General features: G+C 71.1%; 22 protein-coding genes. 9 read left to right on the top strand and 13 right to left on the bottom strand.

Features of this window, described 5'->3' with window-relative positions; translation table 11 throughout:
- Positions 1-7: 7 nt before the first annotated feature.
- The 12 genes from moaD to HS109_04500 form a co-directional block, all read right to left on the bottom strand.
- Complete coding sequence (gene moaD / locus HS109_04555) at positions 8-262, bottom strand: molybdopterin converting factor subunit 1 (protein MBE7521641.1); 255 nt, start codon at positions 260-262, stop codon at positions 8-10.
- Entirely contained in the window at positions 262-1971 is a 1710-nt protein-coding gene (locus HS109_04550) for an aldehyde ferredoxin oxidoreductase (protein ID MBE7521640.1), read from the bottom strand. Before HS109_04550 ends, moaD begins: the two co-directional genes overlap by 1 nt.
- Before the next feature lie 37 nt (positions 1972-2008).
- Positions 2009-3922, bottom strand: coding sequence for a TRAP transporter fused permease subunit (locus HS109_04545; GenBank protein MBE7521639.1), 1914 nt, complete (start codon positions 3920-3922; stop codon positions 2009-2011).
- 74 nt (positions 3923-3996) lie between these two features.
- Positions 3997-4980: a TAXI family TRAP transporter solute-binding subunit gene (locus tag HS109_04540; protein ID MBE7521638.1), complete on the bottom strand. Its 984-nt coding sequence runs from the start codon at positions 4978-4980 to the stop codon at positions 3997-3999.
- A gap of 88 nt (positions 4981-5068) precedes the next feature.
- Positions 5069-7102: a phosphonate metabolism protein/1,5-bisphosphokinase (PRPP-forming) PhnN gene (phnN, locus tag HS109_04535; protein ID MBE7521637.1), complete on the bottom strand. Its 2034-nt coding sequence runs from the start codon at positions 7100-7102 to the stop codon at positions 5069-5071.
- 18 nt (positions 7103-7120) lie between these two features.
- Positions 7121-7957, bottom strand: coding sequence for a carboxylating nicotinate-nucleotide diphosphorylase (gene nadC / locus HS109_04530; protein ID MBE7521636.1), 837 nt, complete (start codon positions 7955-7957; stop codon positions 7121-7123).
- Between the two features lie 197 nt (positions 7958-8154).
- On the bottom strand, positions 8155-8937 hold the full coding sequence (locus tag HS109_04525) for an FRG domain-containing protein (GenBank protein ID MBE7521635.1): 783 nt from the start codon (positions 8935-8937) through the stop codon (positions 8155-8157).
- Positions 8938-8983: 46 nt separating this feature from the next.
- The gene (locus HS109_04520) at positions 8984-9922 is read right to left on the bottom strand and encodes an electron transfer flavoprotein subunit alpha/FixB family protein (protein MBE7521634.1); all 939 of its coding nucleotides are present in this window, start codon (positions 9920-9922) and stop codon (positions 8984-8986) included.
- 54 nt (positions 9923-9976) lie between these two features.
- A complete protein-coding gene (locus tag HS109_04515) occupies positions 9977-10729 on the bottom strand; it encodes an electron transfer flavoprotein subunit beta/FixA family protein (GenBank protein ID MBE7521633.1) in 753 nt (250 codons plus the stop codon).
- A 28-nt stretch (positions 10730-10757) separates the two neighbouring features.
- Positions 10758-11957, bottom strand: coding sequence for an amidohydrolase family protein (locus HS109_04510; protein MBE7521632.1), 1200 nt, complete (start codon positions 11955-11957; stop codon positions 10758-10760).
- Between the two features lie 93 nt (positions 11958-12050).
- Positions 12051-12833 carry a TetR family transcriptional regulator gene (locus HS109_04505; protein ID MBE7521631.1) on the bottom strand — a complete coding sequence of 261 codons (783 nt, stop codon included), beginning with the start codon at positions 12831-12833 and terminating at the stop codon, positions 12051-12053.
- The gene (locus tag HS109_04500; GenBank protein ID MBE7521630.1) at positions 12791-13114 is read right to left on the bottom strand and encodes a ferredoxin family protein; all 324 of its coding nucleotides are present in this window, start codon (positions 13112-13114) and stop codon (positions 12791-12793) included. The genes HS109_04505 and HS109_04500 overlap by 43 nt, the downstream gene beginning before the upstream one ends.
- A 161-nt stretch (positions 13115-13275) precedes the next feature.
- Between HS109_04500 and HS109_04495 the strand changes: the two genes are divergently transcribed.
- The 8 genes from HS109_04495 (at position 13276) to HS109_04460 (ending at position 23706) form a co-directional block, all read left to right on the top strand.
- Positions 13276-14862 carry a 6-hydroxynicotinate reductase gene (locus HS109_04495; protein MBE7521629.1) on the top strand — a complete coding sequence of 529 codons (1587 nt, stop codon included), beginning with the start codon at positions 13276-13278 and terminating at the stop codon, positions 14860-14862.
- A 13-nt stretch (positions 14863-14875) separates the two neighbouring features.
- A complete protein-coding gene (locus HS109_04490; protein MBE7521628.1) occupies positions 14876-15793 on the top strand; it encodes a UPF0280 family protein in 918 nt (305 codons plus the stop codon).
- 13 nt (positions 15794-15806) lie between these two features.
- Positions 15807-16448 (top strand): amino acid synthesis family protein, encoded by a 642-nt coding sequence (locus HS109_04485; protein ID MBE7521627.1) that lies wholly within the window; start codon positions 15807-15809, stop codon positions 16446-16448.
- 29 nt (positions 16449-16477) lie between these two features.
- Positions 16478-17062 (top strand): amino acid synthesis family protein, encoded by a 585-nt coding sequence (locus HS109_04480; protein ID MBE7521626.1) that lies wholly within the window; start codon positions 16478-16480, stop codon positions 17060-17062.
- Between the two features lie 7 nt (positions 17063-17069).
- Positions 17070-17564, top strand: coding sequence for a (2Fe-2S)-binding protein (locus tag HS109_04475; GenBank protein ID MBE7521625.1), 495 nt, complete (start codon positions 17070-17072; stop codon positions 17562-17564).
- Positions 17561-21166 (top strand): molybdopterin-dependent oxidoreductase, encoded by a 3606-nt coding sequence (locus HS109_04470; protein ID MBE7521624.1) that lies wholly within the window; start codon positions 17561-17563, stop codon positions 21164-21166. The genes HS109_04475 and HS109_04470 overlap by 4 nt, the downstream gene beginning before the upstream one ends.
- 111 nt (positions 21167-21277) lie before the next feature.
- The gene (locus HS109_04465; GenBank protein MBE7521623.1) at positions 21278-22468 is read left to right on the top strand and encodes an acyl-CoA dehydrogenase; all 1191 of its coding nucleotides are present in this window, start codon (positions 21278-21280) and stop codon (positions 22466-22468) included.
- Entirely contained in the window at positions 22465-23706 is a 1242-nt protein-coding gene (locus HS109_04460; GenBank protein ID MBE7521622.1) for a CoA transferase, read from the top strand. The genes HS109_04465 and HS109_04460 overlap by 4 nt, the downstream gene beginning before the upstream one ends.
- 4 nt (positions 23707-23710) lie before the next feature.
- On the opposite strand, the gene HS109_04455 is transcribed toward HS109_04460, so the two are convergent.
- Positions 23711-24484, bottom strand: coding sequence for a ferredoxin--NADP reductase (locus HS109_04455; protein MBE7521621.1), 774 nt, complete (start codon positions 24482-24484; stop codon positions 23711-23713).
- Between the two features lie 325 nt (positions 24485-24809).
- On the opposite strand from HS109_04455, the gene HS109_04450 reads away from it, so the two are divergent.
- On the top strand, positions 24810-26021 hold the full coding sequence (locus tag HS109_04450) for an ABC transporter substrate-binding protein (protein ID MBE7521620.1): 1212 nt from the start codon (positions 24810-24812) through the stop codon (positions 26019-26021).
- Positions 26022-26028: the final 7 nt, after the last annotated feature.

Genomic DNA, 26028 nt, shown 5'->3' with positions numbered 1-26028 from the left:
CCCGGAATCAGCCGCCGGACAGGGCGGGAAACACGGCGACCTCGTCGCCGTCGCGGATCGGCGCGCCGTCCCCGGGCACGAGCGTGCGGTTGACCGCGTAGCGAGCGTCCGGCCGGCCGAACACGGCCCACGATCGACCGCGCGCGCAGAGATGATCGCGCAGCGCGCCGACCGTGGTCACGCCCGGGGGAAGGTCGAGCGTCTCCTCCGAAAGCCCGGCCGCCTCGCGCACGTCGGCGAAGTAGAGGATCCGCACCGCCATCAGCGCGCCAGCAGCGTCCGCAATGACCGGTTGACCTCGTCGCTGTGGTGACGCGCCTGCTTGCCGGAGGGTGCGAGCGCCTCGCCGTAGAAGAACGCCGGCAGTTCGTCGTCGGCTTCGGTGAAGCCCGCGGCGCGGTTGAACGCCCACTCGAGCTCGATCGTCTCGCGCCCGAGCGCCTTCAGGAACGAGGGGTCGAGGGTCGTGCCGTGCGCGTCGTTCAGCGCGTTCACGATCAGTTCCGGGTTCGTGTCGGTCACCGAGCGGCCGAAGATGCACAGTCCGAGCGAGTCGGCCGCCGCCGCGGCCACCTGAGCCCCGAGGCTCGCGGCGACGAGTTCGGCGGTCGACTTGCCGTCGCACTCGTAGGCGGGCAGGTTGCCGACCGTGTGATCGGCCCCCTGCGCCGTCAGCATCATCGAGATCCCGGTCACCTCGATGACGCGCGGATCGTAGGCGCTGATGCCCTGCCGCTTGATGACCGGCACGCGCGCGACGCCGTAGTGCTCGCCGACCTTCGCCGCGCCCTGCGCGAGCAGGCGTCCACGCTCGTTGCCCGCGCGGATGTCGTCGAGCGCGGCGGCCATGAAGGCGGTGTCGCCGAACGCGCCCAGCCCGGCCTCCATCAGGACGCCGAGCATCGCGCCCAGTTCGATCGTGTCGACGCCGAGGTCGTTGGCGACTCCGTTCAATCGCGCGACGTCGTCGGGATCGTCGAGGCCGCAGTTGCTGCCCATGAGGCCGAGCGTCTCGTACTCGAGCGGGGAGACGACCTCCTTGCCCTCGGCGTCCGCATAGACGTTGCTGCACTCGATCATGCAGCCGGGCATGCACGCGTGGGCGGTCTGGCCGCCGCGCGCGAGATTGCGCTCGCGGATGGCGGTGCCGCCCAACTGGAACGCGGCCTTGTCGGGCGTGAGCTGGCCCGCGCTGAAGTTGCGCACCGGCAGGCCGCCGACGTAGTTGGTGAAGTCGCCGACCGCGGCGGTCCCGAAGCGCTTGAACGTGTCGATCGCCGGTTCCTTGCCGAGCTTGACGCCGTACTCGCGGACCGCGCCCATCACCTTCTTGCGGTCGTGGAAGGTCGGCATCTTGTGCTGCTCGATGACGATCACCTTGACCCGCTTCGCGCCCAGCACCGCGCCGACGCCGCCGCGGGCGGCGAGCCGGGACGGGCGCCCGTCGGTGTCGGCGAACGCGATGCCGGCGATGAGCCCGCCGTACTCGCCGACCGGGCCGCAGATCGCGAAGCTGATCTTGCGGCCGAACCGCTCGATGAGCATACGTGCGACTTCGTCGTTGCCGCGGCCGACGTACACGGAGGCGTCCTCGAAGCTCACCTCGCCTTCCTTGGTGATCCGGATCAGCGTCCAGTCGTCGCACGCGCCTTCGAGCGTGAAGCCGGCGAGCTCGCACTGCCCGAGCGCGAATGCGAACGTGCCGCCCGAGTTGGCCTCCTTGATGCCGCCGGTGAGCGGGCTGCGGCAGCCGACGCTCAGCCGGTTGGCGTTCGAGAAGTTCGTGCCCGCGAACGGGCCCGCCGAGAAGATCAGCGGGTTCGCGGGCGAGAGCGGATCGACGTCGTGGATGCGGCGCTCGAGGAGCGTGCGCGCGATGTAGTGGCGCCCGGCGCGGACGATCGCTTCGCCGTGGCGCTCCTCGCGCGTGACGGCGCGCGTCGGGAGGTCGATGGTGAGGTAGGTGCGCATGGTCGTTTCCCGTGGGGTTCGTCTTCTCGCCGTCCGGTCAGGCCGGGGCGCCGCCCGGCGGCGAGGGCGCGCGTCCGCGGTAGCGCCAGGCGAGGAACGCCAGGAAGGCCGCGGCCGCGGCCCAGCGGAACACCCCGGTCTGGGCGAGCAGCGTCACCGAGAGGACGCCGAGCGCCACGCGCATGGCCATCGGGACGAGGCCGAAGAGCCAGCCTTCGAACGCGATGACCAGCGCGAGCGCGCCGAGGACGATGAAGGCGATGGTCGTGACGATCGTCTCGAGGTCGCCGATCAGCAGCATGCCCGGCTGGCTCACGAACACGAGCGGCAGCACGAACGCGACGATGCCGACGCGGCAGGCGAGGAAGCCCACGGCGATCGGATTGGCGCGCGCGATCGAGGCGGCGGCGAACGCCGCCACCGCCACGGGAGGCGTGATCGCCGACATCGACGCGAAATAGACGATCAGCAGGTGCGCCGGCAGCAGGTCGATCTCGAGCGCGAGCAGCGCCGGCGCGGCCAGGACGGCGGCGAGCGCGTACACCGCGGGCGTGGGCATCCCCATGCCCAGCAGGATGATGACCGTCGTGGCGACGAGCAGCGTCAGCGCGTGGCTGCCGCCGGCGAGCGTGAACATGCCCGAGCTGATCTTGCCGGTCAGGTCGGCCATCGACAGCGTGCCGACCACGAGCCCCGCCACCGCGCAGGCGATGCCCACGCCGACGAGCTGCCCCATGCCGTTGTTGAGTCCGGAGACGAGCGAGTCGACGAACGCCCGCGGCGACCGGTGACGGATCAGCCCGATCGGAATCAGCGCGACGCAGGCCAGCGCTCCGGCGAACACCGGCCGGTCGAGCTTCAGCACACCCCAGACGAGCACCGCGATCGGCACGAAGTAGATCCAGTCGCGGGCGAGGACCTGGCGGAGCGTCGGGGCGTCCTCGGTGACGGTGGGCTTCAGGTGGAGACGGTGCGCCTTCAGGTGGACCGCGGTGAAGACGATCAGGTAGTAGATCAGCGCCGGAACGATCGCGGCGGTGATGATCGTGGCGTACGGTATGCCGGTGAAATCGACCATCAGGAACGCCGCCGAGCCCATGACCGGCGGCAGGATCGCGCCGCCGGTCGAGGCGGTCGCCTCGACCGCCGCGGCGTAGGTGCGCGGCACGCCGATGCGGATCATCAGCGGAATCGTGAACGAACCGGTGGTGACGACGTCGGCGGTCGGCGAACCGGAGATCGAGCCGTAGAGGCCGGACGAGAACACCGCGACCTTGGCGGGCCCCCCGACCTGCTTGCCGACCATCGCGTGGGCGAGATCGTGGAAGAAATCGCCCCCGCCCCAGCGGTCGAGGAGCGCTCCGAAGACGACGAACACGAACACGAGGAAGGCCGCGACCTCGAGCGCCGGTCCCATCAGGCCGTTCGACGAGAACACCAGGTGATCGAGGATCTCCTGGGCACTCAGAGGGCGGTGCGAGAAGGCGCCGGGCAGACGATCGCCCCAGATGCCGTAGGCGAGGAAGCCCAGCACCAGCACGACGAGCGTCATGCCGATGCAGCGCCGCGTCGCCTCCAGCACGAGCGCCGCGATGGCGATCGCCGCGACCATGTCCGCCGGCGTAAGCTCGTCGACGAGCGGAATGCGCTTCGCGTGGACGTCGTGCATCGCGACGAAGTACGCGCAGGCGGCCCAGGACGCGGCGATGAGGAGCCATGACGCGACCGTGGGTCCGGTCGGGCGGCGCGGGTTCCCCGTCACGGTCAGAAACGCGAGGGTCAGCATGCCGGCGACGAAGAACTGCAGCGCGAGCATGCGATCGACGTAGACGCCGAACGCCATCGCCATCAACAGGGCCGAGAGGCCCAGCGAGACCGCGGTCAACACGAAGCGGCCCACCGGGCCGTTCTCGCGCGGTCGTCCACGCGCGATCCAGTCATACGCCTTCATCGACGAGCCCCCCGGGCCGGTGACGAAACGGGGCCGGCTCCCCGGTCTCGGCCGGGGAGCGCGGCGGCGACTCGCTACTTGAGCACGCCTGCGGCGCGATAGGCCTTCTCCGCGCCCGGATGCAGCTTCAGCGGGGCGACCTTGACGAGGCCGGCGGGCTCGAGGTTACGCAGCATCGCGTGCGACTGCCGCAGGTAGTCCATGTTCTTCAGCATCGCATCGACGATCTTGCCGGCGTCCTCGTCGCTCATCGACGCGCTCGCGAAGAGCACGACGGTCGCGGTGGAAGACCCCAGCGCCGTCGGCTGGAATTCGTAGGTCTTCGCCGGAATCTCGACCGGCAGCATCCCGAGGGACTTGTCGAGCTTGGTCACGGTCTCGGGCGAGAGCCCGACCATCTTCACCTGCATCTCGCGCGTCGCCGAACTCACCTGTCCCGACGGGAAGGCGAGCAGGTTGATGATGAGGTCGGCCTGCTTGTTCTTCATCATCTCGAGGCCTTCGTTGAACGACACGTAGTTGATCCGGCCGCCCCAGGACTCGAGGTCCTTCACCGAGATGCCGTTCGCGGCCAGGAGCTCCTCGCCCGCGAGCGCCATCATCGTGCCGCGCTGGTTCAGCGCGACGTGGATCGGCTTCCTGTCGCGCCGGACCTGCTCGAAGCTCTCGAAGGCTCCGCCCGAGCGCGCGAAGACCTGCATCGCCGCGAGCGGATCGATGACCGCGATCGCGCGGAGGTTGGTGATCGGTTGCTTGAACGGCTCGCCGCCGGCGACCGCGCGGCCGGCGAGCTGGGCGTGCGCGATGCCGAGCTGCACCCGGCCCTGCGAGACCAGCAGGATGTTCGACTGCTCGCGTCCCGGTTCGTAGGTGAACGAGGTGCCCGGATAGGCGCGGCGGAGCGTCTCGCCGATCGCGTTTCCGGCGGCGCTCCAGGCTCCGCCGACCGAACCGCCGGCGAGCGTGACCTTCATCGGGGCGTTGGACTGTCCCAGCGCCACGGCGCCCGGGAGGGCGGTCGCGAGGGCGAGGGCGGCGGCGATCATCGTGCGTCTCATGGCGGCTTCCTTGCGGTTGGGTGGACAAGCGGTTCCCGGCTTGCGATGCGTCAGGGCCAGGGCGGTGAAGGGGTTCGGGGCGGCGGCGTCAGTGGATGCCGCTGTCGCGGACGGCGAGGTCGGCGGCCGCCTCCAGTTCGGCGGTTGCGCTCGCGTGGATCGTGTAGAGCGTGTCGCCGCGACGGATCGGGTCGCCGACACGGGCCGCGAGATCGACGCCCGCCGACTTGTCGAGCGGTGCACCGGCTCGCCGGGCGATTTCGCTCACGCGGGCGATGTCGATGCTCTCGACCTTTCCCGAGCGCTGGGCGTGCACGGCGTGGACGAACGCTCCCGGCAGGGAGGGCGTCGCGTGGCGCCCCTGCGCCTCGACGATCGCGTCGAAACGCTCGCGCGCCGCGCCGGAGCGCAGCAGTTCCTCGGCTCGCGCGCGTCCCGCCTCCACGGTGCCGACGCGGGGATCCCAGGCGAGGATGCGGCTCGCGAAGTCGACGGCCTTGGCGGCGAGGTCGCGCGGCGCGGCGGGGTCGTGGTCGAGGACCTGCAGCACGTCTCGGACTTCGAGCGAGGGGCCGATGCCGCGTCCGATCGGCGCCGAGCCGTCGGTGGCGTGCGCTTCGACCACGAGGCCCAACGCGGTGCCGACCCGTTCGAACAGGCGCCCGAGTTCGGCCGCCTCGTCTCGGGTGCGGAGCTTCGCCTGCGGCCCGTAGGGCAGGTCGATGATCACGTGCGTCGACCCGGCGGTCAGCTTCTTCGAGAGGATCGACGCGACCGACCAGCGGTTGGAGTCGATGCCGAGCGGGCGCGTGATCGCGTTCATCACGTCGTCGAGCGTCGAGTGGTTCAGCCGGCCGTTCCAGGCGATGCAGCCACGCGCCCGGCGCACGGTGGCGCGCACTTCGTCTGCGGTGAGGTCGACGCGCGCCAGCACTTCCATCGCGTCGGCCGTGCCGGCCGCCGAGGTGATCGCGCGCGACGAGGTCTTGGGGATGGCGAGCCCGTGCGCCGCGACGATCGGTATGACGATGAGCGTGATGCGGCTCCCCGGGACGCCGCCCATCGAGTGCTTGTCGACGACGATCGGCTCGTCCCAGCGCATCGGCGTCATGAACGTGCTCCGCACGCGCGCGAGCGCCACGACTTCGTCGTCGGTGAGCCTCTGGGTGGCCGCCACGAGGAACGCCGCCACCTCGCCCGGCGCGTAGCGGCCCTCGACGACGTCGCGCAGCAGGCGGCCGTACTCCGCCTCCGAGAGCGCCGTGCCGCGAAGCTTCGCCCGCAGCATGTCGCGGGTCGCCGGAGCCGCGGCGCGCCGCAGGTCGACCCGGGTCCCCGCCGGGACACCGAGGTCGTCGTAGGCTTGGCGCGAGAGCCCGATGTCGTCGTCGGCGAGTCGGGGCTCGGTGTCCGCGACGTGCACCGTCGCGAGGATCTTCCGGTCGCCCGCAGCGATCTCGACGCGATCGGAGCCGAGATAGGCGGCGGACCCGACGATGCTCGCGGGCGGAAGGTAGACGACGCGCTCGCGCCAGGTATCGACCGGGTAGCGGACGACGCGCAGGCGCCGGCTCGCAGCGGTGAGGGCGGCGAGGAAGTGCGTGATGCCTTCTTCGATCGTGCCGTCGTTGGCGACGTCGACGCGCTCGACGCCCGCGGGCAGCTCCAGTTCCACGCGTCGGTCGAGGCGCGCGCTGATCGCCTCGCCCTGTTCGCGCCCGCGTCCGGCGATACGGCCGCCGAGCGATTCGCGCTTCGCGTCGACCGCGACCACCACGAGCCGGGGCACGCGCTTCGCGAGTTCGGCGATCGTGGCGCGCGAGCCGTTGGCGATCACGTTGCGGCCCGCCCGGAGTTCGTCCCGGAGCGTCGAACGCAGGCCGTAGCGATGGCCGTGCGCCGACCAGGTGATCAGGAACGCGCCGGCGCGTTCGGCCGTCACGAATGCGTCGTCGTCCATCGCTTCGTGCACTTCGCCGCCCGCGTCGGCGGGGCGGGTGATGGTTCGCGTGGCGAACACCCACGACGGGTCGGCGGCGAAGGCCGCGCGCGCGCCGTCGATCAGCGTGTCCTTGCCGACGCCGCTCGGTCCCACCACGAGGAAGAAGCTGCCCGGTCGCATGCGGCGGCCTTGCGGCGGCTACTTCTTCTCGTCGAGCCCGATGTCGACGGCGGGGGCCGACTGGTGGGTCTTCGAGGTGGAGATGAAGTCGACGCCGGTCTCGGCGATCGGGCGGATCGTCTCCATGCGGATGCCGCCGGAAGCCTCGAGCTTCACCTTGCCCGCCACCAGCTTGACGGCCTCGGCCATCTCGGGCACCGGCATGTTGTCGAGCATGATGACGTCGACGTTCGCGGCGAGGGCCTCGCGCACCTGTTCCAATCGGTCGCACTCGACCTCGAGCTTGGTCAGGACCGGCAGCAGGCGGCGCGCGCGTTCGACGGCCTTCGCGATGCTGCCGCAGACCGCGATGTGGTTGTCCTTGATCATCACGCCGTTGTCGAGCCCGAGGCGGTGGTTGAGGCCGCCGCCGCAGGTGACCGCGTGCTTCTCGAGCATGCGGAGTCCCGGCGTCGTCTTGCGCGTGTCGATCAGGCGGGCGCGCGTGCCGCGGATCGCGTCGACGTACCGTGCGGTCTCGGTCGCGATGCCGCACATGCGCTGCACGATGTTGAGCGCGGTGCGCTCGGCGGTCAACAGGCTTCGCGCCGGGCCGCTCACATGCATCATCTTGGCGCCCTTGGCGATCCGGTCGCCGTCGCGCACCAGCACCTCGACCTGGACCTCCGGATCGTAACGCTTGAACACGCGGGCGGCGACGTCGACGCCGGCGACCACGATCGGCTCGCGGGCGTTCATCGTGAAGGCGCCGCGTTCGGAAGCTTCGATCATCACCTGCGCGGTGAGGTCGCAGGCGCCGATGTCCTCGGTGAGCCAGAGGTCGATCAGGCGGTCGGTCTGGAAGGCGTCGTACATGGCGGCGGGTCTCCGGAGGCGGTTCGGCGGGCGGTCGGCGGGCCCCGTCGGCGCCGCCTTTCGTACATGGAGTACCTACTACATCAAAGACCCGCGAAGGGTAAGGGTTGCCGCGCCGATTGTCAAGCTGCGGACAGTCGAAATCCGGGCCGGGAAGGCGTTCCCGGGGCCTCTGGCGGGCGTGGCCCGCCGCGCGGTCAGCCGTCGCGCGCGGCGGTGGGCCAGGTTTCCTCGAGCTCGTAGGCGATCGAGCGCGCGAGTCCCTCGAGGTCGGGGAACAACGTCGCCTGCGTGATGTTCATCCGGTAGAGCTGGTGCATCGCCTCGCCGCGCAGCGTGCGGTCGAGCACGATCTTCTCGATCAGCGGCTCGCGGTCGTCGTAGGCGTCGAGGAGTTCGGCGAGCGGTTGCCGCAGCGTGCCCGGCATGACGAGGAGCCCGGATTGCGCGACCAGTCGGCGATCCATCTGCGAGGGCTCGCCGACCCAGACGAGCGGCAGGGTCCCCGGGGCGAAGAAGCGTTCGAAGTTGCCCGGTACCTGCGGATCGATGGCGTCGCGCGTGAGTCCCGGATCGAAGCGGGGCGCGGCGCTCCACAGCCGCGGCGTGTCGAGCGCGTAGACGGCGGCGTCGCCGGGGGCGTATTCGAACGCGAAGAACGCGGCGACGAACGGGGACTTGGTGAAGTCGAGGAGCCGCGTCGGCGCGCCGTGGTGCTGCATCATCGCGAGACAGCGCAGCGTGTCGTTCAGCGCGGAGCGGTCCGGCAGGTAGATGTGCGCCTTGCGCCGGAAGATGCGGATCGCGCGCTCCTCGCGCTCGCTCCAGCTCTCGGCGTCGGCGCCCGACGCGCGCAGGCGGCGCGACAGCGAACTCAGGATCGGCCAGCTCGCGTCGCGCTGCCCGCGGAACGCCCAGCCGTCGCGTCCATCGATGTAGCGGCCGAACGCGTCCCAGTCGGCGATCCGGACTTCGCGGATGCGCGAGTTGGCGTTCGGGGGAGGGGCGTTCACCGTGCGCGCAGTGTCAACGCTCCGGCAGCGCGGCGGTGAACTGCGGCAGCAGTTCGAACAGGTCGCCCACCAGTCCGTAGTCGGCGATCTGGAAGATCGGCGCCTCGGCGTCCTTGTTGATCGCCACGATCACCTTGCTGTCCTTCATCCCCGCCAGGTGCTGGATCGCCCCCGAGATCCCCACCGCGATGTAGAGCTCCGGCGCCACGATCTTCCCCGTCTGCCCCACCTGGTAGTCGTTGGGCACGTAGCCCGCGTCCACCGCCGCCCGCGAAGCCCCCAGCGCCGCGTTCAGCCGGTCGGCCAACGGCTCCAGCAGCTTGCGGAAGTTCTCCCCGCTCCCCAGACCCCGACCCCCCGAGATCACGATCCGCGCACTGGCGAGTTCCGGACGCTCCGACTTCGTGAGCTCCTGCCCCACCACCTTCGCCCCCACCGCCGCAGGCCCGGTCGCCGCGATCACCTCCACCGGGGCACTGCCCCCGCCTCCCGCCGCGTCGAACCCGGTCGTGCGCACCGTCACCACCTTGACCTGGTCCCCCGAGCGCACCGTCGCGAACGCGTTGCCCGCGTAGATCGGCCGCACGAACGTGTCCGCACCCTTCACCGCGGTGATGTCCGACACCTGCGCCACGTCGAGCTTCGCCGCCACCCGCGGCATCACGTTCTTCCCCGTCCCCGTCGCCGCCGCCACCAGGTGCGTGCAGCCCCCCGCCAGCGCGAGGATCTGCGCCGCCAGGTCCTCCGCCGTCGGCCGCGCGAAGTGCGCCCCTTCCGCGTGCAGCACCTTCGCCACCCCGGCGATCCCCGCCGCCTCCTGCGCCGCCCCCCCGGCCTCGTGCCCGGCCACCAGCACGTGGATCGGGCCTCCCATCTGCGCCGCCGCCGTCACCGCATGGCGGGTCGCCGCCTTCACCCCGGCGTGGTCGTGTTCGGCAAGCACCAGAATCATCGCAGCACCTTCGCCAAGTCTCGTGAGAACAATCGATCCGGCAGCCGCCGAATCCTACGAAATCACCTTCGCCTCGTCGCGAAGCTTCGCCACCAGTTCGGCCACGTCGGCCACCTTGCCCCCACCCTGGCGCTTCGGCGGGTCCACCACCTCGACGGTCACCAGCCGCGGCGCCACGTCCACCCCGAGACCCGCCGGGTCGACCGTCTCCAGCGGCTTCTTCTTCGCCTTCATGATGTTGGGCAGCGTCGCGTAGCGCGGCTCGTTCAACCTCAGGTCGGTCGTGATCACCGCCGGCAGACCCATCTCCACCGTCTCCAGACCCCCGTCCACCTCGCGCTTCACCGTCGCCTTGCCCCCCGCGATCTCCACCTTCGAGGCGAACGTCGCCTGCGGCCAGTCCAGCAGCGCCGCCACCATCTGACCCACCTGGTTCGCGTCGTCGTCGATCGCCTGCTTCCCCAGGATCACCACCTGCGGCGACTCCCGCTTCGCCACCGCCGCCAGCAACTTCGCCACCGCCAGCGGCTGCAACTCCGCCTCGCTCTGCACCAGGATCGCCCGGTCCGCCCCGATCGCCAGCGCCGTGCGCAGCGTCTCCTGGCAGGCCGCCACCCCGCACGAGACCACCACCACCTCGCTCGCCACCCCGCGCTCCTTCAGCCGCACCGCCTCCTCCACCGCGATCTCGTCGAACGGATTCATCGACATCTTCACGTTCGACGCGTCCACCCCCGAACCGTCCGGCTTCACCCGAACCTTCACGTTGAAATCGACGACACGCTTCACCGGAACGAGGATCTTCATGGGCAGGAGCAGGGCAGGGTAGGCAGGATCAATGGGCGGGGGGCACGACGACCGGGATCTCGGTGGCGGGCGGCGTGTTGCGGCTGCGTCCGCAGCGCACGATGCCGTCGATCATCACCATGCCGACGCCGGGAATGTCGCCCAGCGCGACGCTCTCGAGCAACGTGCGGCCCGCCGTGTGCTGCGCGCGGTCGAGGAACACGAAGTCGGCGGCGCGGCCGGCTTCGATCAGCCCGCAGTCGAGCTTGCGCATGCGGGCGGTGTTGCCGGTGGCGAAGCAGAACACGAGTTCGGCGGGGATGCCGGCGACCGACGACAGGAGCGCGATCATGCGCAGGATGCCGAGCGGCTGCACGCCCGAGCCCGCGGGGCCGTCGGTGCCGAGGATCACCCGATGCGGGCATCGCAGCTCGATCGCGGCCTTCGCTGCGGCGATCGCCACGCGCTCGTTGCCGTTGTGCACGATCTCGATCGCGCGCGGCGAGCGTTCGCACAGTTCGCAGACGTGCTTCTCGGAGAGCGAGGTGTGGCCGCCGTTGATGTGGCCGATCACGTCGGCGTCGGCTTCGAGCACGACGTCCTTGTCGATCAGGCCCGAGCCGGGAATCGACGGGCCGCCGGTGTGGATCGTGCTCTGGATGCCGTGCTTGCGCGCCCAGGCGACCATGGTCTTCGCCTCGGCGCCGGCCTTCACCGATCCGAGGCCCACCTCGCCCAGGAGCTTCACGCCGCCTCGCGCGAGGTCGGCGAAATCCTCTTCGGTCATGCCCTTCTCGATCACCGGGGCGCCGGCCAGCACCTTGACGCCGCCGGGACGGAAGTTGTCGAAGGCACGCTGCGCGGTGATTGCGAGCGCCTTCAGCCCGACGATGTCCTTCGGGCGGCCGGGCAGGTGGACCTCGCCGGCGGAGATCATCGTGGTGACGCCGCCGTGCATCGTCGAGTCGATCCAGCCCAACTGGTTCTGGCGCGGCGTCCAGTCGCCGAAGACCGGGTGCACGTGGCTGTCGATGAGGCCGGGCGAGAGCGCCGTGCCGCGCGCGTCGACGAGCACGTCGGGCTTCGCGGTGTCGCAGTCCTTCTCGCGCCCGACCGCGGCGATCCGCCCGTCGCGCACGACGACGGTGTCGGCGTCGAGGATCGGCCGGTCGATGTCGCCGGAGAGCATCAGCCCCACGTTGCGGATGACCACCTTGCCCGATGTTCCGCTCGTCGCGATCTCAGCCATCGTCGCTCTCCGTCGCTGCCGGCGCGGGGCGCCGTTTCGTGTAGTGAATACTAAACCAAAGACCCGCCTGCGGCAAGCGCCGCGCGGATCGGGTCAGCGCGCGGGCACCGGCGGCAGGGCGTCGGGCGGGGCCAGGGTCCGGCGAACCGCGTCGATGATGAATTCCTCCCAATGCGCGAGCGCTTCCGGGGTATCGGTGCGCTCGCCGAGGAACGTCGACAGCGTGTAGCGGTTCGACAGGTAGAAATACCCGAGCGCGGCGACCATCAGGTAGATGTCGCGCGGCGAGGCGGTGCGCCGGTACAGGCCGCGGGCGACACCGCGTTCGAGCACGTCGCGCAGCGGATTCATGGCGAACGGCCCGAATTCGCCCGCGCGCGGCGACCGGGCGACGTGGCGTCCGCGGTGGAGGTTCTCGTCGTTCAGCAGCGTGATGAACTCCGGATGGCGCAGGTAGTAGGCCCAGATGAACCGCACGGTCTGCGCGAGCGCCACGTCGGGCTCGTCGAGGTCGAGGACGAGCCGCGACTCCGCCTCGTTGAAACGGCGGTACAACTCCTCGATGACCGCGACGTAGAGCCCTTCCTTGCTGCCGAAGTAGTAGTAGATCATCCGGTCGTAGGACCGGGCGGCACGGGAGATCCGTTCGATGCGGCCACCGTCGAAGCCGTACCGGGCGAAGACGCGCGTGGCCGCGCGCAGGATGGACTCGCGGGTCGCCTGCGCGGCCGCGGCACGGGTGCCGGGGCGCCGCGCCGGCGCGGCCGCGCGGCGCGCAGGCGCGGGGGCGGGGTCTCCGGACGACGAGGCGACCGCGCGCGATCGCCCGGCTTTCACGGGTCGATCCCCTCGAGCTTGTTCTTCGCGTCCTTCCATTGCTCCGCGTCGGGGAGCGGATCGTGGCTCTTGCTCAGCACCGGCCATTCCTTCGAGAGCCTCGCGTTCAACTCGGTGAACGCGGCGAACTCCGCGGGCATGTCGGACTCCGCGTAGATCGCGTTGACCGGGCACTCGGGGATGCACACCGCGCAGTCGATGCACTCGTCCGGGTCGATCACCAGGAAGAGCGGGCCCTCGTGGAAGCAGTCGACGGGACAGACCTCGACGCAGTCGGTGTACTTGCAGCGGATGCAGGCGTCGGTGACGATGTGGGTCACGTGCGGCTCCTTCGCGGACAGTTGCGCGGAACGGGGGGATGCGCTAGCATCCGTTCATGTAGTAAACGCAACACTACAGGTTATGTAGCTGCTACATCAATCTACCGCAGGCGCCCGGGAACCGCAAGCCCGGGCGCCCGCCCTCCCCGGGAGGTCTGGCGATGACCGAACACACGAAGACCGACGGCCTGCCTGGCATCGAGCCCGGCGCGATCCCGCAGGTGCTCGAGCGCTCGCGCCCACGCAACGAGCGCATGGCGGGCGACAAGGTCGAATGCAACGCCTGCCCGGTCCTGTGCCAGATCTCGCCCGGCCGCACCGGCGCCTGCGACCGCTACGCCAACGCCGACGGCGCGCTCGTCCGGGTCGATCCGGTCGTGATGCTCCGCCGCACGATCGAAGCCGGGGGCGGTGAGCTGGTCCCGTTCCTCGCGCGCGACGCCGCCTCCGAGACAGGCGCGGCTGCGCAGGCGGCCGGCGAGGTCTTCGTCACCGGCATCGGCTCGTCGACCACCTATCCCGACTACAAGCCGGCGCCGTTCATCGTCGCCTCGAAGGCCGACGGCGTCGACATGGTCACCGTCGTGACCGAGGGCATCTTCAGCTACTGCAGCTTCAAGGTGAAGATCGACACCGACCGGTTCCTCGGCCCCGAGCAGGCGAACGTACGCTGCAAGGGCGAGGTGGTGGGCCACGTGACCACCGCCGAGTACGGTTCGCAGATGCTCTCGCTGGGCGGCGTCCACCACCTCACCGGCGGCAGCAAGAAGGAAGGCCGCATCACCTGCGAGATGATGGAGGCGCTCGGCAACAAGCAGGCGGTCGAGTTCACGATCGACGGCGGGTCGCAGGTGACCGTCCAGTCCGGACGCGCGCCGATCGTCAACGGCGTCGAAGAGAGGCGGATGCGCGTGGGCTGCGGCTCCGCGACCGTGGGCATCTTCGCCAAGCAGTTCTACGGTCTCGCCGACGAGGTCGTGGTGGTCGACGACCACATCACCGGCGTCTTGACCCAGCACCAGGCGGGTCGCTGCCTCGACATGCGCCTCTCGGGCGTCAAGCTGCGCGGCCGGCGCTCGACGCCGGGGCGCTATTTCCAGGTCGCGAATCCGGGCACCGGCTGGGGCGGCACCGACATCGTCGATCCGCTCGCGATCGTCGAGGGCTGGGATCCCGCCACCGCGTGGCCGGGACTGCGGCTCCTGATGGTGTCGACGACCGGCGAACACGCCGAGTGGTTCGTGCTGGACGATGGATTGAAGCCGCAGCCGGCGCCGCTGCCCGACGCGGTCGCGCGCATCGTCGGGCGCATCGGCGAGAACTGCGAGCCGTCGCTGTGCACCGTGCTCTTCGTCGGCGGGGCGGGCGGGAGCCTGCGCGCGGGCGTGACCGAGAATCCGGTACTCCTCACACGCTCGATCAAGGAGGCGATCGTCAACGTCACCTGCGGCGGTGCGCCCGCCTATGTGTGGCCCGGCGGCGGCATCACCGTCATGGTCGACGTCGCCAGGATGCCCGACCGGAGCTTCGGCACGGTACCGACGCCCGCGATCGTCGCCCCGATCGAATTCACGATGCGCGTGGACGACTACCGCGCGCTCGGCGGGCACATGGACCACGTGCGTTCGCTCGACGACGCGCTGCGCCACGGAGCGTGGCACAACGACGGCGCGCCGACCGCCCGCCGGATCGAGGCGATCTCCGCCGCCAATCCCTGGCCGGTCGGCCGCGCGCCGCTCCTGGGCTAGCGAGAGCCGCACGATGGGCGCCACGCGAGCGCGCCTGCCCGGCGGGCGCCTCCACTTCCAGCACGGGCCGATCGACATCGTCATCGGCGCCGACGGCGACGCGCGCGCGGTCGAGGCGGCGCACGAAGCCGCGTGGCGGCGTTTCGCGACGATCCTCGACGAGCTGGTCGCGGAACTCCCGGCGCTGCGCCGCCCGGTGGGCGAGCGCTGTCCGGTGGAAGGCGTCGTCGCGCGCCGCATGTGGCAGGCCTGCCATCCGTTCCGTGACCGCTTCGTCACGCCGATGGCCGCGGTCGCCGGGTCGGTCGCGCAGGAACTCGTCGCGGCGTACGCCCGCGACGGTGTCGCGCGCGCGTGGGTGAACAACGGCGGCGACATCGCGCTCCATCTCGCACCGGGGGCGTCGGTGGCGATCGGACTGTACGCCGACCTCGCGCGCTTCGACCCGGACACCGCCCTCGCGCGGCTTTCCACCGACGCGCAGTTCGCCGTGACGGCGGACTCGCCGGTGCGCGGTGTCGCGACCTCGGGCTGGCGGGGGCGCAGCTTCTCGCTCGGCATCGCCGACAGCGTCACCGTGCTCGCGGCGAGCGCGGCGCAGGCCGACGCCGCCGCGACGATGATCGCGAACGCGGTCGACGTGGCCGACGCGCGCATCGTGCGCCGACCGGCGCGTGAACTGCGCGACGACAGCGACCTCGGCCACCTGCTGGTGACCGTCGACGTGCCTCCGCTGGGCGACTCCCCGGTGCTCGAGGCGCTCGCGGCCGGCGCCGCGCGCGCGCGCGCGTTGCGCGAGGCCGGACTCTGCCACGACGCGATCCTGGTCTGCCAGGGGTGGGTGGTCGACGCAGCCGGGACGCCGCGACGGCTCGCGCCGCCCCGCGCTTCGCCGGACGCCGCCCCGGTGGCCCTCGCCGTTCACGCATGAAGGAATCCCGCCGATGATCGACATCCGCCGCATCCTCACCCGCGTCGAGTCCATCCACCACGAGTTCGGGCCGGTCGCCGCGAAGCCGCTGATGCGCGGCTCGATCGCGGTCGTGCTCACCAATCCGTTCGCCGGCCGCTACGAGCCCGACATCCTGCCGATGATGGACGAACTCAATCCGCTCGGCCTCGACATGGCGCGGAAGCTGCAGGCGGCGATGGGCGTGCCGGTCGAGGCGATCGAGAGCTACGGCAAGGGAGCGATCGTCGGCGCGAAGGGCGAACTCGAGCACGGCGCGCTGTGGCACGTGCCCGGCGGCTACGCGATGCGCGAACTCCTGGGCTGGAAGGGCGACCGCGACGCCTACCGCAAGGGCATCGCCGAGGAGAAGACCGGCCAGCCGGGGAACGCGCTCTCGATCGTGCCCTCGACCAAGAAGGTGGGGCCGCCCGGTGTCACGCTCGACGTCCCGCTCACGCACATCAACGCGAGCTACGTGCGCAGCCATTTCGACGCGATCGAGGTGCGGGTGCCGGGCGCCCCGCGCGCCGACGAGATCGTCTACGTGCTGGCGATGGGCACCGGGGCGCGCGTGCACGCGCGCGTCGGCGGGCTCGCGGCGTCGGCCATCGCGAAGTGGGACGGCCTGCGCTGACGCGCCCGGCCGACGACAAGGAGAGGAACATGCAGGCGAAGATCCGCAAGCTCGTGGTCGAAGTCGAGGAAACCCGCGTCGAGATGGGCCGCCAGGTGGAGCCGCCGACCCGGCGCGCGCTGGCGATGGCGGTGATCGACAATCCGTTCGCGGGACGTTACGTCGAGAACCTCGACGAACTCGTCGCGATCGGCGAGGAACTGGGCGGGTTGCTCGGCACCAGGTGCGTCGAGGCGCTCGGGATCGCGCCGGGCGCGGCGCAGAGCTACGGCAAGGCCGCGATCGTCGGCGAGGACGGCGAACTGGAGCATGCGGCCGCGATCCTGCATCCGAAGCTCGGAGCGCCGCTGCGCAAGGCGGTGGAGAAGGGCGCTGCGCTCGTGCCGTCCGCGAAGAAGCGCGGCGGGTTGGGCACCGCGATCGACGTGCCGCTCGGCCACAAGGACGCCGCGTTCGTCCGCAGCCACTTCGACGCGATGGAAGCGCGCGTGCCCGACGCTCCGCGCGGCAACGAGATCGTCGTCGCCGTCGTCGTCACCGACAGCGGCCGCCCGCTGCCCCGGGTCGGCGGACTGAAGACGAGCGAGATCAAGGGCGAAGACGGCCTGCGCTGAGCATGTCGTGAGACGTCCCGACACGCTCCCGCTGCGTCTCACCGTCAACGGCCGCGCCCACGAGGTCCGCGCGAGCGCTGATGCGACGCTGCTGTCGGTGTTGCGCAACGACCTCGCGCTGAACGGCCCGAAGTACGGCTGCGGGTTGGGCGAGTGCGGCGCGTGCACCGTGCTCCTGGACGGCGTCGCCGCGCGCGCCTGCGTGATTCCGGCGCGCGGCGTCGAGGGCCGGGAGATCGTCACGCTCGAAGGCCTCGCGCGCGACGGCGTGCTCCATCCGGTCCAGCAGGCCTTCGTCGCCGAGGAAGCCGCGCAGTGCGGCTATTGCCTGAACGGCATGATCGTCACGACGGTTGCGCTCCTCGCGCGGAATCCCGCGCCGACCGACGCCGAGATCCGCGCCGAGCTCTCGCGCAACCTGTGTCGCTGCGGCACGCACGTCGAGATCCTGAAGGCGGTGCACCGTGCCGCTTCCCTGATGGCCGGGAGCGGGGAGCGATGACGCGCCGCGCCGACACGCCGCGCACCCGCGCCGATTTCCACGCGGCGAACGGCGTGCTCGTCGTCGTGCGTCCGCCGCCCGAACCTCTGCCCCAGGCGCGCGGACAGCCGCCGATGATTCCCGCCGATCCCGCCGAGGGCGTCGAGATCCTGGTCGCGGTGTGGGACGACGGCAGCGTGACCGGACTCTGCGGCCACGTCGACCTCGGCACGGGCCTGCGCACCTCGCTCGCGCAGATCGTGGCCGACGAGCTGGACGCGCCGTTTCACGCGGTCACGATGGCGCTCGGCGACACCGCGCGCACGCCGAACCAGGGCCCGACGATCGCGAGCGCATCGATCCAGATCTCGGCCGTGCCGCTGCGGCAGGCCGCGGCGCAGGCGCGCGCCTGGCTCGTCGCGCGCGCGGCCGACCGGCTTGGCGTACGGCAGGACGCACTCGAGACGCGCGACGGCGCCGTGGTCGTGCGTGACGATGCCGGCCGACGCGTTGCCTTCGGCGCGCTCGTCGCCGGCGCTCACGTGGAACTCCGACTCGACCCCAACGTGCGCGTGAAGACGGTCGACGAGCACCGGCTGGTCGGCCGGCCGGTGCCGCGCGTGGACCTGCCGGCGAAGGCCGCCGGCGAGGCGGTCTACGTCCACGACCTGCGCCTGCCGGGCATGCTGCACGGCCGGGTGATCCGGCCGCCGTATGCGGGCTACGACGCGGGCGAATTCGTCGGCCGTTCGCTCCTGTCGGTGGACGAGGCGTCGATCGCCCACCTGCCGGGCATCGTCGCCACCGTCGTCGTCGGCGACTTCGTCGGCGTGGTCGCCGAACGGGAGGAGGTCGCGGAGGCGGCGATGCGCGCGCTCGACGTGCGCTGGAAACCCTGGCCGGGGATGCCCGGGCTCGCCGACGTGAAGAACGCGGTGCGCACCAACCCGTCGACGCGCCGGGTGCTCGTCGACGAGGGCGATGTCGATGCGGCGATCGCGGGCGCCGCGACACCGATGGCGCGCGAGTACCTATGGCCCTACCAGCTCCACGCGTCGATCGGTCCGTCGTGCGCGGTGGCCCACTGCCGGGGCGAACGCGCGACCGTCTGGACCGGCTCGCAGAATCCGCACGTGCTGCGCGCGGACCTGGCGCTCCTCGTCGGCCTGCCCGCGCCCGCCATCGAGGTGATCCGGCTCGAGGCCTCCGGCTGCTACGGGCGCAACTGCGCCGACGACGTCGCGGCCGACGCGCTCCTGCTCTCGCGCGCCGTCGGGCGGCCGGTGCGCGTGCAGCTTTCGCGCGAGCAGGAACACCTGTGGGAGCCCAAGGGCGCCGCGCAACTGATGCAGGTGAACGGCGGACTCGCCGCCGACGGACGGGCCGTCGCCTACGACTTCCGCACCTCGTACCCGTCGAACGCCGCGCCGACGCTCGCGCTCATGCTCACCGGCCGGCTCCCGCCCGAGGCGGTCGCCTTCGAGATGGGCGATCGCACGTCGGTGCCGCCCTACGACTACGGCGCGCTGCGCGTCGCCTCGCACGACATGGCGCCGATCCTGCGGGCATCGTGGCTGCGCGGCGTCTCGGCGCTGCCCAACAGCTTCGCGCACGAGTCCTACATCGACGAACTCGCGACAGCCGCGCATGCGGATCCGATCGAGTTCCGCCTGCGCCACCTGTCCGATCCACGCGCGGTCGATCTCGTGAAGGCGACGGCCGCGCGCGCCGGCTGGGTCCGCCACACCGAGCCGCTGGGGCAGGGGAGCGAGGGCGACATCGCGCGCGGTCAGGGCTTCGCCTACGCCCGCTACGTGCACAGTCGCTTCCCCGGCTTCGGCGCGTCGTGGTCGGCGTGGGTCGCGGACGTCGAAGTGAACCGCAGGAGCGGCGAAGTGCACGTGCGCCGCGTCGTCGTCGGCCACGACGCCGGGATGATCGTCAATCCCGCCGGCGCGGTCCATCAGGTGCACGGCAACGTCGTGCAGACGACGAGCCGCGCGCTGAAGGAACGCGTGCCGATCGGCCCGACCGGTGCGCCGGAGGCGCGCGAGTGGGGCGCGTATCCGATCCTCTCGTTCCGCGAAGTCCCGGTGATCGAGGTGATGACGATGCCGCGGCAGGGCGAACCGCCGCTCGGTGTCGGCGAGTCGTCGTCAGTGCCGGGGACCGCGGCGATCGCGAACGCAATTTTCGATGCGACCGGCGTGCGCTTCCGCGAGCCGCCGTTCACGCCCGAGGTCGTGCGCGCCGCGCTCGGCGTCCCGGACGCTCCGCCGCCGGCGCCCGCGCTGGTCGCCCCGTCGGACCGGCGAGCGAAGGTCGATGCGCCGAAGCGCAGGCGACGCTGGTGGGGCATCGCCGGTGCGCTCGCGACCGGTGCGCTCGGCATGGCGGCGGGCCTGCTCGGTTACCGTGCGTCGATCGCGCCGGTGGGTCCGCCCGATCCTTCGCTCTTCACGGCCGCGGCGCTCGAGCGCGGTCGCGCGGTCGCCTCGGCAGGCAATTGCGCGGTCTGCCACACGGCACCCGGCGGAGAGGTGAACGCCGGCGGCCGCGCGATGGAAACGCCGTTCGGCACGATCGTCACGACCAACCTCACGCCCGACCCGGACACCGGCATCGGCCGCTGGTCGTACCCGGCGTTCGCGCGCGCGATGCGCGAGGGGATCTCGCGCGACGGCCGCCACCTGTACCCGGCGTTTCCCTACACGTCGTTCACGCGTCTGTCCGACGACGACCTCCTCGCCCTCTACGCGTACCTGATGGCGCAGCCCGCGGTGCGCCACGAGGTGGCGTCGTCGAGCCTGCCGTTCCCCTACCTGCGCCCGGCGATGGCGATGTGGAACGCGCTCCACCTCGACCCCGGCGCGCTCGAACCCGATCCGGCGCGCTCGGAAGAGTGGAATCGCGGCGCCTACCTCGTCGAAGGCGCGGGGCATTGCGGCGCCTGCCACACGCCGCGCAGCGCGCTCGGCGCGGAGCGCGGCGGTGACGCCTACCTGTCGGGTGCGATGGTCGAGGGCTGGGAGGCCCCGGCCCTCACCTCGCGAAGCCACGCGCCGGTGCCGTGGACCGAGGACGAGTTGTTCCGCTACCTGCGCTTCGGCCACTCGCGCGAACACGGGAGCGTCGCCGGCCCGATGGCGCCGATCGTGCGCGATCTCGCGACGCTGCCGGAGTCCGACGTGCGCGCGATCGCGGCCTACCTGGCCTCGTTCCAGACGCCGGCCGCGGACACCGACGCGCTGGCGCGCGCGCTCGTCGCCGCGTCGCAATCCGGCCCGCCTCAGGACGCCGCCGCGCGGCTGTTCGAAGGCGCCTGCGGCTCCTGCCATCACGGCGGCGACGGCCCGGTCCTCCTCGGGCGCAACCTGCCGCTCGCGCAGCATTCGAGCCTGCACAGCGCGCGGCCCGACAATCTGCTCCGCGCGATCCTCGAAGGCGTGCGCGAACCCGCCACGCGCGAGATCGGATTCATGCCGGCGTTCCGCGACGCGCTCTCGGACCGGCAGGTCGCCTCGCTCGCCGCGTACATGCGTGCGCGCTTCGCGCCCGGCAAGCCACCGTGGCCGGAACTCGAGGCTGCCGTTGCGCGCGTCCGGGCGCATCCGACGCCATGAGGTAACCTCACCGTTGAATCGACCGGTGCGCGCATCGCCCGGTCGCGAGCCATCCCACCGGAGGCGGTCGTCCGCGCCTTCGAAACCGCTCCCCAGACGAGGTACGACGCCATGTCCGCCAAGACCCCGAAGCCCGTGTTCCACGCCGACGATCCGCTGCTCCTCGACAACCAGTTGGACGAGGACGAGCGCATGGTCCGCGACGCCGCCGCGGCCTACGCGCAGGAACGGCTCGCGCCGCGCATCCTCGAGGCGTTCCGCCACGAGAAGACCGATCCCGCGGTGTTCCGCGAGATGGGGGAATTGGGCCTCCTCGGCCCGACGATTCCCGCGCAGTACGGCGGCCCGGGATTGAACTACGTCTGCTACGGACTGGTCGCGCGCGAGGTCGAGCGGGTCGACTCGGGCTTCCGCTCGATGATGAGCGTGCAGAGTTCGCTCGTCATGGTGCCGATCCACGCGTTCGGCAACGAGGCGACGCGCCAGAAGTACCTGCCGAAGCTCGCGACCGGCGAATGGATCGGCTGCTTCGGGCTGACCGAGCCCAACCACGGTTCCGACCCGGGCAGCATGGTGACCCGCGCCCGCAAGGTCCCCGGCGGCTATTCGCTCACCGGCAGCAAGATGTGGATCACCAACAGCCCGATCGCCGACGTGTTCGTCGTCTGGGCGAAGGACGACGAGGGGCAGATCCGCGGCTTCGTGCTCGACAAGGGCACGAAAGGCCTGTCGGCGCCGGCGATCCACGGCAAGGTGGGGCTGCGCGCCTCGATCACCGGCGAGATCGTGATGGACGGCGCGTTCTGCCCCGAGGAGAACGCCTTTCCCGACGTGCGCGGGCTCAAGGGACCGTTCACCTGCTTGAACAGCGCGCGCTACGGCATCGCGTGGGGCGCGCTCGGCGCCGCCGAGGACTGCTACCAGACGGCGCGCCGCTACGTGGGTGACCGCAAGCAGTTCGGCCGTCCGCTCGCGGCCAACCAGCTCATCCAGAAGAAGCTCGCCGACATGCTGACCGAGATCGCGCTCGGCCTGCAGGGTTGCCTCCGCCTCGGCCGGATGAAGGACGAAGGCAGCGCGGCGGTGGAGGTCACCTCGATCCTCAAGCGCAATTCCTGCGGCAAGTCGCTCGACATCGCCCGCGCGGCGCGCGACATGCTGGGCGGCAACGGCATCAGCGACGAGTTCGGCGTCGCGCGTCACCTCGTGAACCTCGAGGTCGTCAACACCTACGAGGGCACGCACGACGTGCACGCGCTGATCCTCGGACGCGCGATCACCGGCATCGCGGCGTTTTCGTGAGCGCCCCGACGACGCGGGCGGCGCCGCTCGCGGGCATCCGCGTCCTCGACCTCTCGCGGGTGCTCGCGGGACCGTGGGCCGGGCAACTGCTGGCCGACCTCGGCGCGGACGTCGTCAAGGTCGAGCGGCCGGGCGCGGGCGACGACACGCGCTCCTGGGGGCCGCCGTGGCTCAAGGACCGCGACGGGCGCGACACCCGCGAATCCGCGTACTACCTGTGCACCAACCGGAACAAGCGCTCGGTCACCGTCGACCTCGGGAAGCCGGAGGGCCGGGAGATCGTGCGCGCGCTCGCGAACCGGGCCGACGTGCTGCTCGAGAATTTCAAGCTGGGCGGGCTCGCGCAGTACCGCCTCGACTACGCGAGCCTCGCGGCGACCCATCCGCGGCTCGTCTATTGCTCGATCACGGGCTTCGGGCAGACCGGGCCCTACGCTCCGCGCGCGGGCTACGACTTCCTGATCCAGGGCATGGGCGGCCTGATGAGCATCACCGGCCGCGCCGAGGGCGATGACGGCGCGGGTCCGCAGAAGGTCGGCGTCGCGTTGACCGACATCATGACCGGGCTCTACGCGACCATCGCCGTGCAGGCGGCGCTCGCCGAGCGCGAGCGCTCGGGACGCGGGCAGCACATCGACCTCGCGCTCCTCGACGTGCAGATCGCCTGCCTCGCGAACCAGGCGTCGAACTTCCTCGCCGGCGGCGTCGTCCCGAAGCGCATGGGCAACGCGCACCCGAACATCGTGCCCTACCAGGATTTCCCGACCGCCGACGGCGACGTGATCGTCGCGATCGGCAACGACGCGCAGTTCGCGAAGTTCTGCGCCGTCGCGGGCCACGCCGAGTGGGCGTCGGACGATCGGTTCGCGACCAATCCGGCACGCGTCGCGAACCGCTCGGTGCTGATTCCGATGCTCCGCCAGGCGACGGTCGCGCGCACGACGCAGGCGTGGGTGACGGCGCTCGAACAGGCGGGCGTGCCCTGCGGCCCGATCAACCGCATCGACGAAGTGTTCGCCGACCCGCAGGTGCGCGAGCGCGGCGTGCGGATCACGATGGATCACGCGAAGGCGGGGAGCGTCGACCTGGTCGGGAACCCGATCCGACTGTCCGCGACGCCGGTCGACTACCGTCGCGCGCCGCCGATGCTGGGCGAACACACCGGCGAGGTGCTCGCCGACTGGCTCGGCATGGACGCCGGCGCGGTCGGCGCGGCGCGCGGGCGCGGCGTGCTCTGACGCGCTACTGGTCGGCGAAGGCCCGCTCGATGACGAAGGCGCCGGGCGTCGTGGTGTTCCCCTCGGGGAAACCGCGTTCCTCGAGCATCGCCTTCAGGTCGCGCAGCATCGCCGGGCTGCCGCAGATCATCACCCGATCGGTGGCCGGGTCGAGCGGCGGCACGCCGAGGTCGTCGTGGAGCTTGCCGCTCGCCATCAGGTCGGGGATGCGGCCGGTGTGGCGGTATTCCTCGCGCGTGACCGTCGGGTAGTAGAGGAGCTGGCTCGCGACCATGTCGCCCAGGAACTCGTGCGACGGAAGGTGCTGGACCAGGAGGTCGTGGTACGCGAGTTCGTCGGCGGTGCGCACGCCGTGCACCAGCACGATCTGCTCGAACTTCTCGTAGGTCTCCGGGTCGCGGACGATGCTCATGAACGGCGCGAGCCCGGTTCCAGTCGAGAGCAGGTAGAGACGCTTGCCCGGCAACAGGTAGTCGACCAGGAGCGTTCCGGTGGGCTTGCGTCCGACGATGATCGAGTCGCCCGCCTGGATGTGCTGCAACCGCGAGGTGAGCGGCCCGTTCTCGACCTTGATGCTCAGGAACTCCAGGTGGTCCTCGTAGTTGGCGCTGGCGATGCTGTAGGCGCGCAGCAGCGGACGCTCGCCGACCTTCAAGCCGATCATCGTGAAGTGCCCGTTGGAGAAGCGCAGGGCGGCGTCGCGCGTCGTCGTGAAGCTGAACAGGCGGTCGGTCCAGTGGTGCACCGACAGCACGCGTTCCTCGTGGAGGGCGCTCATCGGAGCGGGCGCGCGGTGGTGGCGGGGAGCATCGGCGTGGAGCGCACCCGCGAACGCCATCGAGGGCTCGTCCTGGCGGCGCGCGGTCTCGGGGTTGTGCGTCTCATGTAGCGAATGCTACACTCGCGCGCGGCGCGCCGCAACCGGCCGGCGGCACGCGTCCCGCGTCGGACGGAGTCCGCCGGGGGCGGGGCGCGCGGCGCGGCCGTTCCCGATTCACGCGGCGCTTCCCGGCTTCTCGCCGGACCGGCAACCGTGGCACGATGGCGGCTTCGGACCCGGAAGACGCCGGGACGATCCACCACTTCCCGAGGGAGGCAGCACGATGTCACGCTTGTCCCGACGTATCCTCAGCCCACTGGCGCTGGCCCTGCTCTTCGGCGGAGCCGCGCTCCCCGCCGCCGCGCAGGGCACCATCAAGATCGGCGAGGTCAACAGCTACAAGGCCCAGCCGGCGTTCCTCGAACCGTACAAGAAGGGCATGCAGCTCGCCGTCGACGAGATCAACGCGGCCGGCGGCGTCAACGGCAAGAAGCTCGAGCTCGTCACGCGCGACGACAACGCCAACCCCGGCGACGCGGTGCGCATCGCCGAGGAACTGGTCTCGCGCGAGAAGGTCGACGTGCTGACCGGCACCTTCCTGTCGCACATCGGCCTCGCGCTCACCGACTTCGCGAAGCAGAAGAAGGTGTTCTTCCTCGCCGGCGAGCCGCTGACCGACAAGATCGTCTGGCAGAACGGCAACCACTACACCTACCGCCTGCGCCCGTCGACCTACATGCAGGTCGCGATGCTGATTCCCGACATCGCGGCGATGAAGAAGAAGCGCTGGGCGATCGTCTACCCCAACTACGAGTACGGGCAGTCGGCCGCGGCCACCTTCAAGGAGCTCCTCAAGGCGGCGCAGCCCGACGTCGAGTTCGTGGCCGAGCAGGCCCCGCCGCTCGGCAAGGTGGACGCCGGCAGCGTGGTGCAGGCGCTCGCCGACGCCAAGCCCGACGCGATCTTCAACGTGCTGTTCGGCGCGGACCTGTCGAAGTTCGTCCGCGAAGGCAACACGCGCGGCCTCTTCAAGGGACGCGAGGTCGCGAGCCTCCTCACCGGGGAACCCGAATACCTCGACCCGCTGAAGGACGAGGCGCCGAACGGCTGGCTCGTGACCGGCTACCCGTGGTACGCGATCAGCACGCCGGAGCACAAGGCGTTCCTCGCCGCCTACCAGAAGGCATACAACGACTACCCGCGGCTGGGTTCGGTCGTCGGCTACAGCGAGATCAAGTCGCTCGCCGCCGGCATGCAGAAGGCGAAGTCGACCGACACCGAGAAGATGGTCGCGGCGTTCTCCGGGTTGCAGGTGCCGACGCCGTTCGGGACGATCACCTATCGCCCGGAAGACCACCAGTCGACGATGGGCGGATACGTGGGCAAGACGAAGAACGAGGGCGGCAAGGGCGTGATGGTCGACTTCCGCTACGTCGACGGCGCGAAGGTGCTCCCGTCGGCCGCCGAGGTGAAGAAGCTCCGACCGGCGGACTGACCGCGCG

The sequence above is a fragment of the Burkholderiales bacterium genome, assembly GCA_015075645.1.
Taxonomy (GTDB): Bacteria; Pseudomonadota; Gammaproteobacteria; order Burkholderiales; family Casimicrobiaceae; genus VBCG01.
The sequence above is the reverse complement of the archived record's forward strand: the minus strand, read 5'-3'. Positions and strand labels throughout refer to the sequence as shown.

Coding starts and splice junctions, on each gene's coding strand:
- phnN (MBE7521637.1), bottom strand. CDS start 7,102: ATGCGACCGGGCAGCTTCTTCCTCGTGGTGGGACCGAGCGGCGTCGGC.
- HS109_04505 (MBE7521631.1), bottom strand. CDS start 12,833: ATGGAAGGACGCGAAGAACAAGCTCGAGGGGATCGACCCGTGAAAGCC.
- nadC (MBE7521636.1), bottom strand. CDS start 7,957: ATGTACGACGCCTTCCAGACCGACCGCCTGATCGACCTCTGGCTCACC.
- HS109_04490 (MBE7521628.1), top strand. CDS start 14,876: ATGGGCGCCACGCGAGCGCGCCTGCCCGGCGGGCGCCTCCACTTCCAG.
- HS109_04510 (MBE7521632.1), bottom strand. CDS start 11,957: ATGGCTGAGATCGCGACGAGCGGAACATCGGGCAAGGTGGTCATCCGC.
- HS109_04470 (MBE7521624.1), top strand. CDS start 17,561: ATGACGCGCCGCGCCGACACGCCGCGCACCCGCGCCGATTTCCACGCG.
- HS109_04480 (MBE7521626.1), top strand. CDS start 16,478: ATGCAGGCGAAGATCCGCAAGCTCGTGGTCGAAGTCGAGGAAACCCGC.
- HS109_04540 (MBE7521638.1), bottom strand. CDS start 4,980: ATGAGACGCACGATGATCGCCGCCGCCCTCGCCCTCGCGACCGCCCTC.
- HS109_04455 (MBE7521621.1), bottom strand. CDS start 24,484: ATGAGCGCCCTCCACGAGGAACGCGTGCTGTCGGTGCACCACTGGACC.
- HS109_04520 (MBE7521634.1), bottom strand. CDS start 9,922: ATGATTCTGGTGCTTGCCGAACACGACCACGCCGGGGTGAAGGCGGCG.
- HS109_04515 (MBE7521633.1), bottom strand. CDS start 10,729: ATGAAGATCCTCGTTCCGGTGAAGCGTGTCGTCGATTTCAACGTGAAG.
- HS109_04550 (MBE7521640.1), bottom strand. CDS start 1,971: ATGCGCACCTACCTCACCATCGACCTCCCGACGCGCGCCGTCACGCGC.
- HS109_04485 (MBE7521627.1), top strand. CDS start 15,807: ATGATCGACATCCGCCGCATCCTCACCCGCGTCGAGTCCATCCACCAC.
- HS109_04545 (MBE7521639.1), bottom strand. CDS start 3,922: ATGAAGGCGTATGACTGGATCGCGCGTGGACGACCGCGCGAGAACGGC.
- HS109_04450 (MBE7521620.1), top strand. CDS start 24,810: ATGTCACGCTTGTCCCGACGTATCCTCAGCCCACTGGCGCTGGCCCTG.
- HS109_04495 (MBE7521629.1), top strand. CDS start 13,276: ATGACCGAACACACGAAGACCGACGGCCTGCCTGGCATCGAGCCCGGC.
- moaD (MBE7521641.1), bottom strand. CDS start 262: ATGGCGGTGCGGATCCTCTACTTCGCCGACGTGCGCGAGGCGGCCGGG.
- HS109_04465 (MBE7521623.1), top strand. CDS start 21,278: ATGTCCGCCAAGACCCCGAAGCCCGTGTTCCACGCCGACGATCCGCTG.